This is a genomic window from Aeromonas enteropelogenes (assembly GCF_000819845.1).
In the GTDB taxonomy this organism is placed as follows: Bacteria; Pseudomonadota; Gammaproteobacteria; order Enterobacterales; family Aeromonadaceae; genus Aeromonas; species Aeromonas enteropelogenes.
The window spans coordinates 1-15303 of the sequence record NZ_CDCG01000038.1 but is presented as its reverse complement, the minus strand read 5'-3'; the positions used below and the strand labels follow the sequence as shown (position 1 = coordinate 15303).

The 15303-nt window shown below is 59.5% G+C and carries 11 protein-coding genes; 5 read left to right on the top strand and 6 right to left on the bottom strand.

Annotated features, from left to right (window positions below):
* Positions 1 to 9: 9 nt before the first annotated feature.
* Positions 10 to 465 (bottom strand): hypothetical protein, encoded by a 456-nt coding sequence (locus BN1123_RS15925; protein WP_042028245.1) that lies wholly within the window; start codon positions 463 to 465, stop codon positions 10 to 12.
* Positions 466 to 967: 502 nt separating this feature from the next.
* Here BN1123_RS15925 and metN point away from each other — a divergent pair.
* The 4 genes from metN (at position 968) to rfaH (ending at position 4068) form a co-directional block, all read left to right on the top strand.
* The gene (metN, locus tag BN1123_RS15920; protein ID WP_042028243.1) at positions 968 to 2011 is read left to right on the top strand and encodes a methionine ABC transporter ATP-binding protein MetN; all 1044 of its coding nucleotides are present in this window, start codon (positions 968 to 970) and stop codon (positions 2009 to 2011) included.
* Positions 1992 to 2645 carry a methionine ABC transporter permease gene (locus tag BN1123_RS15915; RefSeq protein ID WP_026457146.1) on the top strand — a complete coding sequence of 218 codons (654 nt, stop codon included), beginning with the start codon at positions 1992 to 1994 and terminating at the stop codon, positions 2643 to 2645. Before metN ends, BN1123_RS15915 begins: the two co-directional genes overlap by 20 nt.
* A gap of 25 nt (positions 2646 to 2670) precedes the next feature.
* A complete protein-coding gene (gene metQ, locus BN1123_RS15910; RefSeq protein ID WP_042028241.1) occupies positions 2671 to 3471 on the top strand; it encodes a methionine ABC transporter substrate-binding lipoprotein MetQ in 801 nt (266 codons plus the stop codon).
* Between the two features lie 96 nt (positions 3472 to 3567).
* Complete coding sequence (gene rfaH, locus BN1123_RS15905; RefSeq protein WP_042028240.1) at positions 3568 to 4068, top strand: transcription/translation regulatory transformer protein RfaH; 501 nt, start codon at positions 3568 to 3570, stop codon at positions 4066 to 4068.
* A 126-nt stretch (positions 4069 to 4194) separates the two neighbouring features.
* On the opposite strand, the gene BN1123_RS15900 is transcribed toward rfaH, so the two are convergent.
* From BN1123_RS15900 to arcB, 5 genes are all read right to left on the bottom strand, one after another.
* Complete coding sequence (locus tag BN1123_RS15900; protein ID WP_042028239.1) at positions 4195 to 5406, bottom strand: EAL domain-containing response regulator; 1212 nt, start codon at positions 5404 to 5406, stop codon at positions 4195 to 4197.
* Entirely contained in the window at positions 5399 to 9625 is a 4227-nt protein-coding gene (locus tag BN1123_RS15895; RefSeq protein WP_042028373.1) for an ATP-binding protein, read from the bottom strand. Before BN1123_RS15895 ends, BN1123_RS15900 begins: the two co-directional genes overlap by 8 nt.
* A 224-nt stretch (positions 9626 to 9849) precedes the next feature.
* Positions 9850 to 10062: a hypothetical protein gene (locus BN1123_RS21015; RefSeq protein ID WP_082037560.1), complete on the bottom strand. Its 213-nt coding sequence runs from the start codon at positions 10060 to 10062 to the stop codon at positions 9850 to 9852.
* A 320-nt stretch (positions 10063 to 10382) separates the two neighbouring features.
* The gene (dgt, locus tag BN1123_RS15890) at positions 10383 to 11747 is read right to left on the bottom strand and encodes a dGTPase (protein ID WP_042028238.1); all 1365 of its coding nucleotides are present in this window, start codon (positions 11745 to 11747) and stop codon (positions 10383 to 10385) included.
* 28 nt (positions 11748 to 11775) lie between these two features.
* Positions 11776 to 14088 carry an aerobic respiration two-component sensor histidine kinase ArcB gene (arcB, locus tag BN1123_RS15885; RefSeq protein WP_042028237.1) on the bottom strand — a complete coding sequence of 771 codons (2313 nt, stop codon included), beginning with the start codon at positions 14086 to 14088 and terminating at the stop codon, positions 11776 to 11778.
* A 202-nt stretch (positions 14089 to 14290) separates the two neighbouring features.
* On the opposite strand from arcB, the gene BN1123_RS15880 reads away from it, so the two are divergent.
* Positions 14291 to 15277: a DUF2860 family protein gene (locus BN1123_RS15880; RefSeq protein ID WP_042028236.1), complete on the top strand. Its 987-nt coding sequence runs from the start codon at positions 14291 to 14293 to the stop codon at positions 15275 to 15277.
* The last annotated feature ends 26 nt before the right edge of the window (positions 15278 to 15303 follow it).

The window sequence follows — 15303 nt, the reverse complement described above, 5'->3', positions numbered from 1 at the left end:
CATATGACCTTACAAATCATCCAGGCGATGCACCCCGTGTACCAACCGGGTCAGCCGGGTCTGCTCCAGCCGGGCCAGATTCTCGAGCAGCGCCGCCGTATCCGAGGTCGGGCACTCGCGGGCCAGGTGATTGAGCTCGCCCACCAGCTGCTCTTCCCAACTACACACCCGGGTGACGATATCCTGGGTCTGGGCCGTGGCAGGCAGCTCGAACTGGCGAATGCCGGGCAACATGTCTTCGCTGAACCCCTGCTCCAGCCAGGTCTCCCTTATCGCCTCGGTCAGCTGGCTGCCATACTCGTGCAGGTGAGCGCAGGCGGCGTCTTCCCGCCCCTGCAAATACACCAGCAACATCCGGCTGCGTTCACTGTCCACCTGAGCGGCCAAGCGCCCGTAGCAGAGCCCAAGCTGGTGATGTACCTGCTCCAGATAGTGCAGCAACTGTTTGATCTGTTGGAATCTCATCGGACTGCCCTCCTTGTCTGATGTCCATCCCAGTATAAAAAACCATCTTTCGTGCCCCAATCAGGATCGCGCCGCCCCTTGCGCTATATCAAGTGAACGGGCAAGAAGTGCCATAGACGAGGAAACGGGAACGATTTGTGCAAACAAAAAGTAAAAAGATAGGGCGGGGCGTGAACAGACGCCTCAAACGAGGCAGAACAAAAAGTTCGTGAAAAATCCAATATAAATGACATTTAAGCCAGTATTTCCATGTTAAATTCGGATTGATAGCCACATTTATGAATTCAATATTTAGTTCCTCTTCGCCTCAAAACATCATCTCGGGAAGGGCATCCTTTTTCTCATTTTTTTAGACGTCTAGATGTATAAATGGTCGTTGACATGGCCATCCAGACATCTTAGCATCATCCTCCATGATGGCAGTGTCACCCAGTGAAACCTCTGCCCAATTCACCCGCCTGTAGCGCCCTGTGCTTTAAGGCTGTTAGCACGGAAGAATCCCATGATTAAGTTGAACGGTCTCAACAAAGTCTACGGTAAAGGCAGTGATGCCGTGCACGCCCTGCGTGATGTCAGCCTGCATGTGCCCCAAGGCAAAATTTTCGGGGTGATCGGTGCCTCCGGCGCCGGCAAGAGCACCCTCATTCGTTGCGTCAACCTGCTGGAGCGTCCGACAGAGGGCCAGGCCATCGTCGATGGTCAGGATCTGGTGACCCTGAGCGAACGGGACCTGACCCAGGCCCGCCGCCAGATCGGGATGATCTTCCAGCACTTCAACCTGCTGGCCTCCCGCACCGTCTCCGCCAATATCGCCTTTCCGCTGGAACTGGCGGGCTGGAGCAAGGATAAGATCCAGAGCCGGGTCACCGAACTGCTGGCGCTGGTCGGGCTGGAAGCCCGTGCCCACGCCTATCCGTCCGAACTCTCCGGCGGCCAGAAACAGCGTGTCGCCATCGCCCGCGCCCTGGCACCGGCGCCCAAGGTACTGCTGTGCGATGAGGCCACCTCGGCCCTCGACCCGCAGACCACCCGCTCGATCCTGACCCTGCTCAAGGAGATCAACGTCAAGCTGGGGCTCACCATTTTGCTCATCACCCACGAGATGGACGTTGTGAAGGGGATCTGTGACGAAGTGGCCATCATCAGCGACGGCCGTCTGATCGAGCAGGGCGAAGTGGCCTGGTTCTTCAGCAATGCCCAGACCGAGCTGGCTCGCGACTTCATCCGCTCTACCATCCATCTGGAGGTGCCGCAGGAGTATCAGGATCGGATGAGCAGCGACCGGGTACCCGGCAGCTATCCACTGGTGAAGCTCGGCTTTACCGGCAGCACGGTCGACAGTCCGCTCATCTCGGAGGCAAGCCGCCGTTTCAACATCGACATCAGCATTCTGAGTGCAGACATCGAGTACGCCGGTGGCGTCAAGTTCGGTTTCCTGCTGGCGGAGCTGTTCGGGGATGAAGCCCAGTGCGAGGCGACCCAGCAGTTCCTCATCGACAACCATATTCAGCTGGAGGTAATGGGTTATGTCCGAAGCCATGATTAATCTGCTGTTCACGGCCCTGGGCGACACCCTCATCATGGTGTTTGCCTCCGCCCTGTTTGGCTGCCTGCTCGGCCTGCCGCTCGGCGTGGCGCTACATGTCACCAAGGCGGGCCAGATCCTGGCCAACCCTGTGCTCAACAGCACCCTCGGCATGGTGGTCAACATCGGCCGCTCGGTGCCCTTCATCATACTGCTGGTGGCCATCATTCCGCTGACCCGACTGATCGTCGGCACCAGTATCGGTACCGTCGCCGCCATAGTGCCGCTCACCATAGGCGCCGTGCCCTTTATCGCACGGCTGGTGGAAGGGGCCCTGATGGAGGTGCCGGACGGCCTGCTGGAAGCAGCCAAGGCCATGGGCGCCAAGCCCCTGCAAATCATCACCAAGGTGCTGCTGCCCGAGGCCCTGCCCGGCATCCTCAACAGCGTCACCATTACCCTGGTGACCCTGGTCAACTACTCCGCCATGGCCGGTGCCATCGGTGGGGGCGGTCTGGGTGATGTGGGTATCCGTTACGGCTACCAGCGATTCGACCCGACCGTCATGCTGGTCACCGTGGTTATCCTGGTTGTGCTGGTTCAACTCATCCAGAGCGCAGGTGAGCGCCTGGTCAACAAATACGATCATCGTTAATCGTCGATTTCTGACAGGAGGTTTTATGAAATTTGGCATCAAATCCGTTGCGGCTGCCCTGCTGGCTGGCCTGGTACTGGCCGGCTGTGGCCAGAAAGAAGAGAACAAGAGCCTGAAGGTAGGTGCCATAGCCGGCCCTGAGACCGAGCTGGTCGAAGTGGCCGCCAAGATCGCCAAGGAGAAATATGGCCTGAACGTCGAAGTGGTGACCTTCTCCGACTACGTCACCCCGAACGTAGCCCTGAACGATGGCAGCATCGACGTCAACGCCTTCCAGCACAAACCCTATCTGGATGCCCAGATCCGTGATCGCGGCTTCAAGCTGGTGCCGGTCGGCAACACCTTCGTCTACCCGATCGCCGGTTACTCCAAGAAGATCAAGGCGCTGAACGAGCTGCAGGATGGTGCCCAGATCGCGGTACCGAACGACCCGACCAACCTGGGCCGCTCCCTGATCCTGCTGGAAAAGCAGGGCCTGCTGACCCTGAAAGAGGGTGCCGGCCTGGAAGCCACCGTACTGGATATCACCAACAATCCGCGTAACTTCAAGATCGTCGAGCTGGAAGCCGCCCAGCTGCCCCGCTCCCTGGAAGACGTGGATCTGGCCATCATCAACAACACCTTCGCCGGCCAGATCGGTCTGACCCCGAGCGAAAACGGCCTGTTTGTTGAAGACAAGGAGTCCCCCTACGTCAACCTGATCGTGGCCCGCGACAACAACAAGGAGGACGAGAAGGTCAAACAGTTCGTCCAGTCCTTCCAGACTGACGATGTCTACAAGAAAGGTCAGGAGCTGTTCAAGGGCGGCCTGGTCAAAGGCTGGTAATCATCCATTCGGTAAAAAAGGCCACGCTTTGCGTGGCCTTTTTATTAAGCGCCGCTATCATATCCGCGAGCACGGCAACACGAACATACTGATCACATGAAAAAATGGTATCTGGCCTACTGCAAGCCAAAAGAAGAGGCCCGCGCCCGCGCCCATCTCGATGCCCAGGGTATCGAATCCTATTACCCCATGGTGGAGATCGAGAAGCTGCGCCGGGGCAAGCGAGTTCCCGTTCGGGAACCCATGTTTCCCAACTACCTGTTTATCTTCGTCGATCTGAACGAAGTCACCCCCATCACCCTGAAGTCGACCCGCGGCATCAGCCGGATCATCCACTTCGGCAGCGAATGGACGCCCATCAACAGTGCGCTTGTCTATCAGCTGATGAGCAAGGATGACAGTGACGAGGCGAGAGCCAGTTACGCCAGGCTGCCCAGCCAGGGGGACAAGGTGAAGATAGAGACCGGTCCCTTCGCCGGTTTTGAAGCCATCTATATGGAACCCGATGGCGAGAAGCGGGCCATCCTGCTGGTCAACCTGCTCAACCAGGAGACCCCCTGCAGCCTAGAGAACGCCACCTTCCGCCGTCTCGATTAGCCGCGATAACGCCAGGTGGCGGCTTGCTCCGCCACCGCTTTCAACCCTGCCTACCCTCTTTCCTGCCAACCTTTCTCACTCGGCGCCAACCGCACTATCCAGCCCACGGGCCAGGCTCAGCTCCCATCAGCCAGACAGCAGTGCTGGCAAGCGTTCCAACCAGGCTGCATGCCAGTTTTTCAGCTCGTGACGGGGCATCGGCCGGGCGGAGAAAAATCCCTGGCAGACATCGCAACCCAGCGCAGCCAGCTGGCGCCAGGTCTGCTCGTCTTCCACTCCTTCCGCGACTGACTTGAGCCCCAGTTTACGGGCCAGTTCGATGCTGGATTCGATAATGGCCAGACGGGAAGGATCGGCATAGCAGCGATCCACAAAGGATCGATCCAGCTTCAACTCGGTAAACGGCAGCAGCGCCAGCTGCTGCATGGAGGAGTAGCCAGTACCGAAATCATCGATGGAGAGGCCAAAACCGTGCATGCGCAGACGTGTCAGCACCTCCAGGGACTTGCCCAGATCCTGGACGAAAGAGCTCTCGGTCACCTCCAGGGTGATCAACTCGGGATTGATGCTCCAGCGTTGACACTGGTTGATGAGGGAGTGGCAGAGATCCCCCTCGATCAGGGATGTCGTGGAGAGGTTCATCGACAGATTCAATGACAGACCCGTCTCTTCCCAGAGATGACCATCACGGAGCGACTTGCTGATGATGACCTCGGTCAGCTGATCGATGAGCCCATTGTTCTCCGCCAGGGGAATAAAACGGGCGGGAGAGATCATGCCATATTCCGGGTGCGGCCAGCGGGCCAGCGCCTCCATGCCCACCCACTGACCGGTCACAAAGCTCACCTTGGGCTGGTACCAGGGCAGGATCTGGTCCCGCTCGAGGGCCAGTTGCAACTCGACGACGTCGATGCCGTACCCCTCTTCGCTATGTTGTGGCTCTTGTCCGGGGGACCAGGTGTCGATCAGTTGCCGGATCTGCTGCGGACTTGAGGGCTTTTCGAGCCGCCCCAGCACCTGCAGACCATAAGCGGCACTCATTCGCAGCACTGCCGCCACCACGTCATCCTCCAGTGCACTGGAGAGGATGATGCCCCCCTTGAAGCCCCCCAGAGAGAGGCGGCGCAACAACGCCATGCCATCCATGCCGGGCATGCGCAGATCACAGATAAGAATGTCGACCTGATGATGCTGGCAAAGCGCCAACGCCGAGAGGCCATCCTGCGCCTCCAGCAGTTGCTGATATCCGAGGCTGCGGATCTGGTGCAACAGGGTCTTGCGCTGGAAGGCGTGATCTTCCACCACCATGATAACCAGCTCATCTTCTCTCTTATTCATGGATCCACAGTCCCATTTCGCGTGTTACTTCATGCATGGCGGCATTCACACCGGCTGCCAACGCATCGAGTTCATCCAGCTGTTTCAACCGGGCGGCCGACTCCAGCCTGGCCGCCTGCTCCGCCAGCGCGGCTTCACCGACCATGCGGGCTGCCCCCTTGATGCGATGGGCTATTTCCATCAATTCCCGGGTATCACGAGCCGCCGTCGCTGCCATCATCTCTTGGCAATCAGCCTGATTTGATGCCAGATATTCTCGCGCCATGGCGCAGGCCAGGGCCTCATCACCAAACAGATCCCGCCAGCGGCTGGCTTGCTCAAGGGCAGAAGTCGAGTCGGCAGGCTCAGCTGCATTGGTGCCGCTTGCAGGCAACCACTTGGTCAGCAACTTGCGCAGCGATTCCAGTGCATAGGGTTTGATCAGCATGCCATTCATGCCGGCCGCCGTCATGCTCTGGGTCGCCTCCTCGGACGCATCGGCGGTCACCCCTATGATGGGGGCCTGCTCTCCCTGGCTGCGCAGGGTTCTCGCCAGGGTATAGCCATCCATGACCGGCATATGGCAATCGGTCAGCAGCAGGGCAAAATGCTGCCCTTGCCAGGCACGCAGTGCCTGTTCGCCATTATCCACCACCTCGCAGTCGACCCCAAGAATCGCCAGCTGGCGGACCAGCAAGGCCCGGTTCACCGGGTGATCATCGGCCACCAGCACACGGCCATCCAGAGTTGCCGTTGCTTCGTCCTGGCTTGGCATGGCATGGTCGGCCAGCAGATCGCGGCACGTTTCCAGCAGCAGGTCCGGGTAGAGGGGGGATTGACCGAGTCGCCACCAGTGGCTGGTGCCAAGCCTCCCCCGCAGCGCCTCCCGGGGGGAGATAACTATCCCCTTGAGGCTGGAGTGCTGTAACCAGCGTTGCCATTCGCTGCCAAGCGCTCGCTCAAGGCTTTGTTCATCCGCCAGCAGCAAGCCTTCCAGCTCCCCATCTAGCTGGCTGCCATCAATGGGATGCAGAGTGGCACCGAAACGGATCATGGTTGCCTGCAGCAGCGGATCATCACTGAGCAGCCACCAGTGGCTACCGGCCAGTGCCGGGGCATCCCATCGGCAGTCGGAGAGCGGGATGATGAAGCTGAAGCTGGCCCCCTCACCGGCCCGGCTGGTGAGGGAGAGTGTTCCGCCCATTTTGCGCACCAGCTGATCGCAGATGGCCAGTCCCAGTCCGGTGCCGCCAAAACGGCGATTGATGTCGGACTCCACCTGCTCGAACGGAGTAAACAGCAACCCTTGCTTCTCTTCGGCAATCCCGATCCCGGTGTCACTCACCGTAATGGTGAGGGCGCCATCGCGATAGCCAACCCGGATGCCGATGCTCCCCTGCTCGGTGAACTTGACCGCATTGCTGAGCAAATTGGAGATCACCTGCCCCACGCGAATGGCATCAAGCACCGCCTGGTCGGGGATCTGCGCCTCCCAGTGCAGCGTCACCTTCAACCCCTTGCCGTAGGCCTGGGCCGCATGGCCACGGATCACATCGCAGATGACGGACTGCAGGCGGCCGGGATGGTAATCGAGCTGGAACTGCCCCGCCTCCATCTTGGAAAAATCGAGGATATCGTTGACCAGATAGAGCAGATTGTTGGTGGAGCTCTCAACATTGCGCAGCAGGTAGCGCTGATCCTCGTCGAGGGAACTCATGCGCAGCAGCTCCAGCATGCCGTGCATGCCGGAGATGGGAGTTCGCAGTTCGTGGCTCATGGTCGCCAGGAAGCGGCTGCGTGCCTGCATGGCCTGCTCGGCAGACGCGCGCGCTTCGCGCAGCTCGAGCTCCTGCTGCTTGAGGGTGGTGATATCCTGCACCACACCGTTGAGGATCAGATCGCCACTCTCCTGCGGGACGAAGTTGCCCCGCACCTGCAGATATCGCGTCCCCGCAGGCGAAGGCACCATGACTTCCAGATCCAGTGGCGTCAGGGCCATGGCATGGGCCGCCACCTCGCTGACGAACGCCTGCCGCATCTCCTCGCCGAGCTCAAATACCGCCCCGCCAGGCTTGGCCTGCAACAAGCTTTCCGCCGGTTTGCCCAGGATCTCTTCGGCGCCACGCGAAACATAGAGAAAACGCCCTTTCCCCACTCCCTGCCACAGATATTGGTATACGACCCCGGGCATGCTGTCGGTCATGTCCTTCAACCGGGTTTCGGCTTCACGCACCTTGCTTTCGGCCGCCTTGATGGCGCTCACATCGGTCAGCACCGTCAGTACGCCCTGAATGCTCCCATCCGCGGCGCGGTAGGGCAGTTTCACATAGATGACGTGGAACAAGGTGCCATCTCGATTGCTGCTCTGCCCCGCCCCGGCGATGATCTCACCAGTCGCCCAGATCTGGCGCTCCTCGCGCAGCATCTGCTCCCGCTCGTCCGGACGCATGTTGCTCCAGCCATCCCCCAGTTCGGCCCCGATGAAGGTCTCCCGATAGGCCTTGTTGCACAGGGTCAGGGTCTGCTGGCGATCCCGCAGCGCCACCATGTTGGGCAAGGAATCGAGCAGGGTCTGGACAAATACCAGTTGTTCGTTGAGCTTTTGCTCCGCCCGCTGGCGCTGGGCTATCTGGCGCCGCAGACTCCTGACCCAGATAAACGCCAGCGCGCCTATGACCACCACCCCGCCCAGAGAGAAGGCCAGCCAGCGGTAAAGCAGCGTATTGTCCTGCTCCATGTTGATGGAGATATTGAGCCATTTGCGCTCCAGCAGGGCCCACTCATCGTCACTGATGGTCAGCAGCAACTTGTCCATGATGCGGGTCAATTCTGGCTGGCTGTGCGCCACCGCCATGCTGATCGGCGTGCCAAACTGGCTGCTGGCATAGACGACCTGGTACTTGTCGTTGAAGCCCTGCATCGCCTGACGACCGATGTTGGTCATAGTCAGCAGCACATAATCCGCTCGCCCGTCATCCAGCATCGACAGCAGCTCGTTATCCGTACTGGTCTGGACCAGGATGCCACCATTGGCATTGACCACAGAAGACTCGTAAGAACCCACCACACCGCCAACCCGATGGCCACGCAAATCAGCGAGAGAGGCCAGGTTCTTGCTCCCCCGCTTGGCGACCACGTACGAATTGAGCATCAGGAAAGGAGACGTAAAAGAGGCGTAGCCTCGCCGCTCGTCCATCACTGTGATGAGGGGGATAAGATCCACCTGCTGGCGGCGCAGCAGTTCGAGGGATTGGGTCCATGAGTCCGTTGGCGTCAACTCGAAGCGAATGCCGGTACGCAGGCTCAGCAGCTTCATCAGATCCGCCGCGTAGCCGTGCAGCACACCTTCCTTGTCGATTTCACTGATCCCGGCGAAGGCCGGTGCCACCGCAAATCGAACCACTTCTCGCTTTTTCAACCAGGCCCGCTCCTCTTCATCCAGTAGATGAGCGAGGCTGACGGGAGATTCATCCCTCCCCAGACGCAGCCTGGAATCGGTGATCGGCACCCGCTGGTAAGCCTCGAGCAGTCGATCTCTCAAGGCGATATTGCCCTTCCTGATCGCAATCGTCAGTACTGTGCCTTGCAACCATTCCGGATTGACGATCCCCAGCGGGCCGGACATGTGCTCCATGGCGTTCTTCAGCGCGGGCTCCAGACCCACATAGGCATCGGCCAGACCCAGTTTCACCCTGTAGCTGGCCTCGTCACGACTGTTGAGCTGGGTGACGTTCTCTATCCCCATCCTGTCGAGGATTTGGCAGGAACCAAACCCGCGCACACACACCCAGCTCAGTTTCTTTGCCTGCTCAAGGGTGAGCATCTGGGCAGGTTCTCGCAGCAGCACTACTCTGTCATAGCTCCCCAGATAGCCGACCTGGCTGACTTCGCGATGATCCAGGCTATCGCGCGGGATGCCAAACAGCGCATCCACTTTCCCGTCGATCAGCGCCTGCTGCGCCTCGACATAAGAGGTGTAGGGAACATAACGCACCTCTCTTTCCATCTCGGCGGCAATACGCAGGGTCAGCTCCCGCTGGGGCCCAGCATAATGATCGGCGGACATGGCATAGAGAAATGGTGGGTAGCCTTCCCGTGGTACTCCCACCACCAGTTCGGGTACGGACTGCTGCTCGACGGCGCCGTTACCTTCATATGCAGACTGCGCCGCAGCACTTAACGGACTGCTCAGCAGCAGCCACGCGAACCAGGCGAAGAAAAAGTGGCGAGAAAGAGGCATGAACGTCTTGTCCTGATGAGTGAAATCGATAATGCAGCTATCGCCCATCTTGCTGGCAATTGCACCACAAGGCGAGAAAACATACGCATCCGTCACAAACGGGGCCAAGAGGATAGAGGTATCTCTAATAAAAGTGAATAAAAGGCCTACTTTTTATGGCAGAAAAAGTGACAGGCTCCGGCCTGTCACGCCACAGGATTTGGGGGGATGACTCCCCCCCTTGATCAGGTTATTCGATTCCCGAGCCGAAAGCCGGTTTGATACTCCCGCTCACGGACGTGAGTGACATGGGAAACCTGCCCCTCATACCCTTCCAGGCCGATATCCTTGAGCAAGGCTGGCGAAAGATTGACCTGCGTCAGGCGACGCTCGACATGGGCGATCCGATTCTGGACCAGGGACTCTACACTGCGCAGTAAAACCAGTTCGATTGACATGACATTCTCCAGTTGAACATGCGGTTCTCCCGGAGAAAGTGGACATCACCCTGCGGGACAACCGCGGGTGATAAAAATAAGCAGGGGTTACCTGTTTACGCCACGCGGTAAAAGAGCACGAGATTTCACGCTGCCATGGGTGCAGCGAGCAAATGCAACGTTGAGCATCAGATCTTGCATTTTCGTCTCCTTACCGGGTAAAAGTTGAACAGGTTGCAGCAGTCTAAAAAATCTTCACACCTAAAACAAGTCTCTCATGGCACCTTCTTAAAAACGTTTTCATTGGCAAGCCATGGCCATCACAAAAACAGGGATCACCGTCAGATGCCGGACAACAGCCGGTACTCCTCCAGCACATAGGTGTCCGTCATGCCGCTGACGTAATCGAGCAGCAGGCGCACCCGGTAATACCACTCCTGCTCCCCCTCGTCGGTAAAGCGTGCATCACGGGTCGCCACCGCCAGCCGATAGGCCTTGAGATGGCGTGCCGAGAGCCTGTGGTAGAGGCGCCGGGCGAAGAACAGTTCATTGCCCCCTTCCCCCGCCAGCAAGCGAGCAAACTGCCCGGCCGGCATTGCCAACAGGCAGGAGTAGGTGGAGAGCACCCCGCGCAGGGCGGCATAGCCTTCCAGCTCCAGCGCCTCCACCTCGGGGCGCCGGAACACCAGCTCGCGGGCCACCTGCTTGAGCATATCGAGCACTCGCGCCGCCGGTGCCTGACCATGCAACAACGCCTGGGGATAACTGCCACGCAGGATGGCATAGTGTTCATCCACGTAACTCTTTGCCGCGAGCGCCACCAGATCCTGAGTCAACTGCTGGCGAAAGTGGGGGAAAAAGCCCCTGCCGGAAGCCAGCGCATCATCGAGCAATCCAGCCAGATAATCGCTCCCGTCTGCGCTGCGCAGCGCCGTCAGCAGCTCGCCGAGGGTGAGGATGCGCCGATCCACCGCATCTTCCAGATCGGCGATGCAGTAGGAGATGTCATCGGCCGCCTCCATGATGTAGACCAGTGGATGGCGACAACCCTGGGCCAGCCCCAGGCTTTGGCCCAGAGCGCGATAGAGGGGCTGCTCGCTAAAGAAGATGCCCCGCTTGCTGCTCCAGCCATGATGCTGGCCATAGCTCACCCCGGCCTGCGGCTGCTGCGGGTATTTGCACAGCGCCGCCAGCTGCCCCAGGGTGAGATTGAGTTCGTGCAGGCTGTGCACCAAGCGCAGGCTCTGGGCATTGCCATCGAACAGCAGCAGATCCTGGCGCAGTTCCGCCCATTGGGATGAAGGCGTCAGGCCCAAAGCTTGCTGATAGAGGGGATCGAGCATCTCGCCGAGCCACTGGCTCATCACCTGCTCGCCGAAGTGACCAAACGGCGGGTTGCCCACGTCGTGCAGCAGGCAGGACATCTCCACCAGATTGATAAAGGCCCCTTCACAAACCATTCCGGTCGGCAAGGCCGCCAGAATATGGCGGCTGATCTGGCGGCCGGTCTCCTGCACCTCCAGCGAGTGGGTGAGACGGCTGCGCACCGACGCCTTCACGTCGAGGGGAAAGACCTGGGTCTTCTGCTGCAACCGGCGCACCGGCGCCGCCTGCACGATACGGGCGCGATCCTGCTCGGTCGCCTCCAGCAATTCTTCGTCACCCCAGGGGTGGATCCGCTCGGGGGTAATCAAACGGCTATACATGTTGCAGCTCCTTGCCAGCGCAGCGCGTTTATGAGAGCAACCAGCGCCGCAAGCGGGCGATATCGCCCGGGTACTCCCGGCGCAGCGTCTCGATCCAGTCTTCCACGTTCTCCCACCAGGCCGGATGATCCGGGCTCTGGATCAGCTGGGCCGTCTGCTGCAGCCGGCGCAGGCCGATGGAGCCCGCCGCCCCCTTGATCTTGTGCGCCTCCTCCACCACCCCGGCCTGATCCCGGGCAATCATGTTGGAGTCGAGCACCGCCATGTAGTCGGGCATCATCTTCTCGAACAGATCGACGCTGGAGAGCAGCACCGGCTTGCCGACGGTATCGGCGTAATCGGTGAGAAAGGGAATATCCAGCAGCGCATCCTGATTGCCGGCATCGGCCTGCTCATCGGCCTCGTCTTCCGCCAGATCGGCAAACAGGTGGCCAATCACCTCCCGCACCGCCTTCGAACCCAGCGGCTTGTTGATCACATCCCGCATGCCGCGATCCAAATAATACTGGCGATCACCGGTCACGTTGGCGGTCAGCGCCACCATGGGCGGCAGACTGTCACCGTAACGCTCCAGCAGTTGGGCCGCCACATCAAAGCCGGTCATGTCCGGCAACTGGATATCGAGCAAAATCAGATCAAAATCATCGGGATTGGCCATCGCCAGCGCCTGGGCTCCATCGCGCGCCACCTGGACATGATGACCCAGCTTGGTCAGCAGGGCGCAGGCCACCGTCACATTGAGTTCCACGTCCTCCACCAGCAGGATGTCGAGGGAGGGCATCTCCTCCTCCTGCTCCGGCAATACGGGTTCGGCGCAGGCCACTTCCAGCTCGGCGGTAAAGCAGGAGCCCTCCCCCGGTTCGCTGTCCACATAGAGCTGGCCACCCATGGCCTGCACCAGCTGACGGGATACCGCGAGGCCGATGCCGGTACCGGTAGCGTGTTTCTGACCCTGCACCTGATAGTACATGGCGAAGATCTTCTCCTGCTGGGCTCGGGGGATGCCGACTCCGGTGTCTTCCACCTCGAAGTGCAGCGCCAGCTTGCCCGGTTCGTCCGCCGGATGGGAGAGGCAGCGCACCGTCACCCCACCCTCATCGGTAAACTTGACCGCATTGCCCACCAGGTTCCACAGCACCTGACGTAGCCTGGTACCGTCCGCCATCACGAATTGCGGCATGTCGCCATCGCGGTCGAAGTGGAGATAGAGCCCCTTCTGCTCCGCCTGGATACGCGACAGGGTCTCCAGCTCGTCGAGGAAAGCGGGCAGGTCCAGACGGGTCGGGGCAATCTCCAGCCGACGTCGGTCCAGTTTGTCGAGATCTATGATGTCGTTGAAGATGTTGCCAAGGGTCACGGCGCTCAGGTGGATGGTCTTGAGCTGCTGGTGCTGCTTGGGATCGAGCGGCGTATCCATCAGCATGCGACTCAGGCCCACGATGCCGTTGAGCGGAGTGCGCAGTTCGTGGCTGATGGTGGAGATGAAGGTGGTCTTGTCGCGGCTAGCCTTCTCCAGCTTGTCCTGATACTGCTTGCGCTCGGTGATGTCACGACCGAAGCCAAGCAGACCGAGCCGCTTGCCGAACCGGTCAAAGAAGGGCACCTTGCGCAGCTCGAAGTAGGCCTTGCGGCCATCGGGATACTCCAGCCACTGTTCGTAGGTGAGAGGCTCGTTGCTGGCGAAGACCAGCTTGTCGGTCTCCACTACCTTGTTGGCGATCTCCTGCTTGTAGACGTCGAACGGGGTCAGACCGATGAGCTCGGCCTCCGCCTTGCCGGTCAGCTCCTCCATGGCGCGGTTGCAGCCGGAGAACTGTTCGTCTTCGTTTCGGTAGTAGACCAGATCGGGGGAACAGTCGATGAAGGAGCGCAGCAGGGCGGTGCGCTCCCCGAGATGAAGCTGGGCCTTTTCGCGCTGGAACACTTCGTTTTCCAGATCCTCAATGGCCTGCAGACGCAGGCTCTCGGCCCGGTTGGTTTCGGCAATCTGGGCGTTGAGGCGACTGATGTTCTCCTGCAGCTGGCTGTTGAGCTCGAGATCCCGCTCGCGCATATCCTGCAGCTTGCGCACCATGCGGCTCAGCCGCTGCCGGGAGTCCTCCAGCTGATCCACCACGATGGAGAGAAAATAGACGGCCCAGGGGGTGACCAGCAGGCCAAAAAAGACCGAGCGGACAAAGTCGATGACATCGATATTGCCACGCAGGAAGAGGGTGACCCCCATCTGGATGGCGACGGCCAGCACGATAATGCCGGCGGCCAGGAACATGCTGAAGCGCACCAGTCCCAGCTTGGTCATCAGGTCAACGTAATATTGTGCCCAGGATTTGATCTGTTTCATCTTATTGTTATCCCCCGATATGCGCGGTACAGAATACCAGCACAACCCGGCGAACTCTTCTTATCTCGCTCAATTAATTAATGATTCCCTGAATAAAGAAGTAGGCTAGGATATTTGACCCGATTCAGTCAGTTGCCATTAAGGCTGGGTTTCTATAATCCCCGCCACTTAATTAAAAATCGTTTAATTTGGGAGCTATTTGATGCGTAACACTAGCCTGCTCGGCCTGGGTCTACTGGTAGCCAACAGTGCGTATGCAGATCTCGGGACCATCCCCAAGGAGTCCGGCTGGTCCGGTTTCCTGCTCGGCGGGGTCAATGTCATCAACTACGAATCCAACTTCGCCAGCAGTGATGATGACCATAGTCGTATTCATGGTCTGGGCAGTGCCGACAGCACTCAGAGCGTCAACCCCTTGCTCAATGCCGATATTCGCTACACCTTTGCCGATACCCGCACCCAGGTGTTCCTCGGCAACCTTATCCAGGATGCCATCCGCTTCGACTTCACCCAGCAGCTTGGCATTCGCCAGGAGATGGGGGACAAGGGCATAGTGGCCGGCTCCGTGGTGTTCAACGTTCTGCCCATCGAGCAGTGGAGCGATCCCTTTGCCATCGGGGTGGATCGTCAATCCACCGACATCAAGTCCAAAGGCGTACGTTTTGCCTGGGACAACATCTGGAGCAGCAACTTCTACGGCAGCCTGACCACCCGCGAGATCGAGGTGGATGAAGAGCGCAGCGGCAGCCAGTATGGTGCCGATACCGCCGCCAAGCTGGATCGCAACGGCAAGATCCACGCCATGGAACTCTCCTACAAGTGGCACCTGGCGCCGGGCCAGATCCTCGAACCCGCCTTCATCTATCGTCAGGCCGATCTCGACGGCAGCGCCCAGAGTTACGAGAGCAACGGCCTGCAGTTGACCTATGGCAAGCGCGCCGCCCAATGGTCGTTCGTCAGCAACCTCTATCTGGGTCAGACCAAGTATGACGAAGCCAACCCGATCTTTGGCCGCAGCGCCGATTCCGACGAGTTTGCCGTGAGCGGTACCTTCTTCTGGCATCGCCTGTTCGGTATCGAGCCACTCTCGGCGACCTTCACCGCCGGTTACTCCAAATCCGACTCCGATATCGACTTCTATGACAGCAATGCCGTGCTGTTCAACACCGGCCTGCTCTACAACTTCTGATAGCAAAGCCAGAAAGCAAGAAGGCC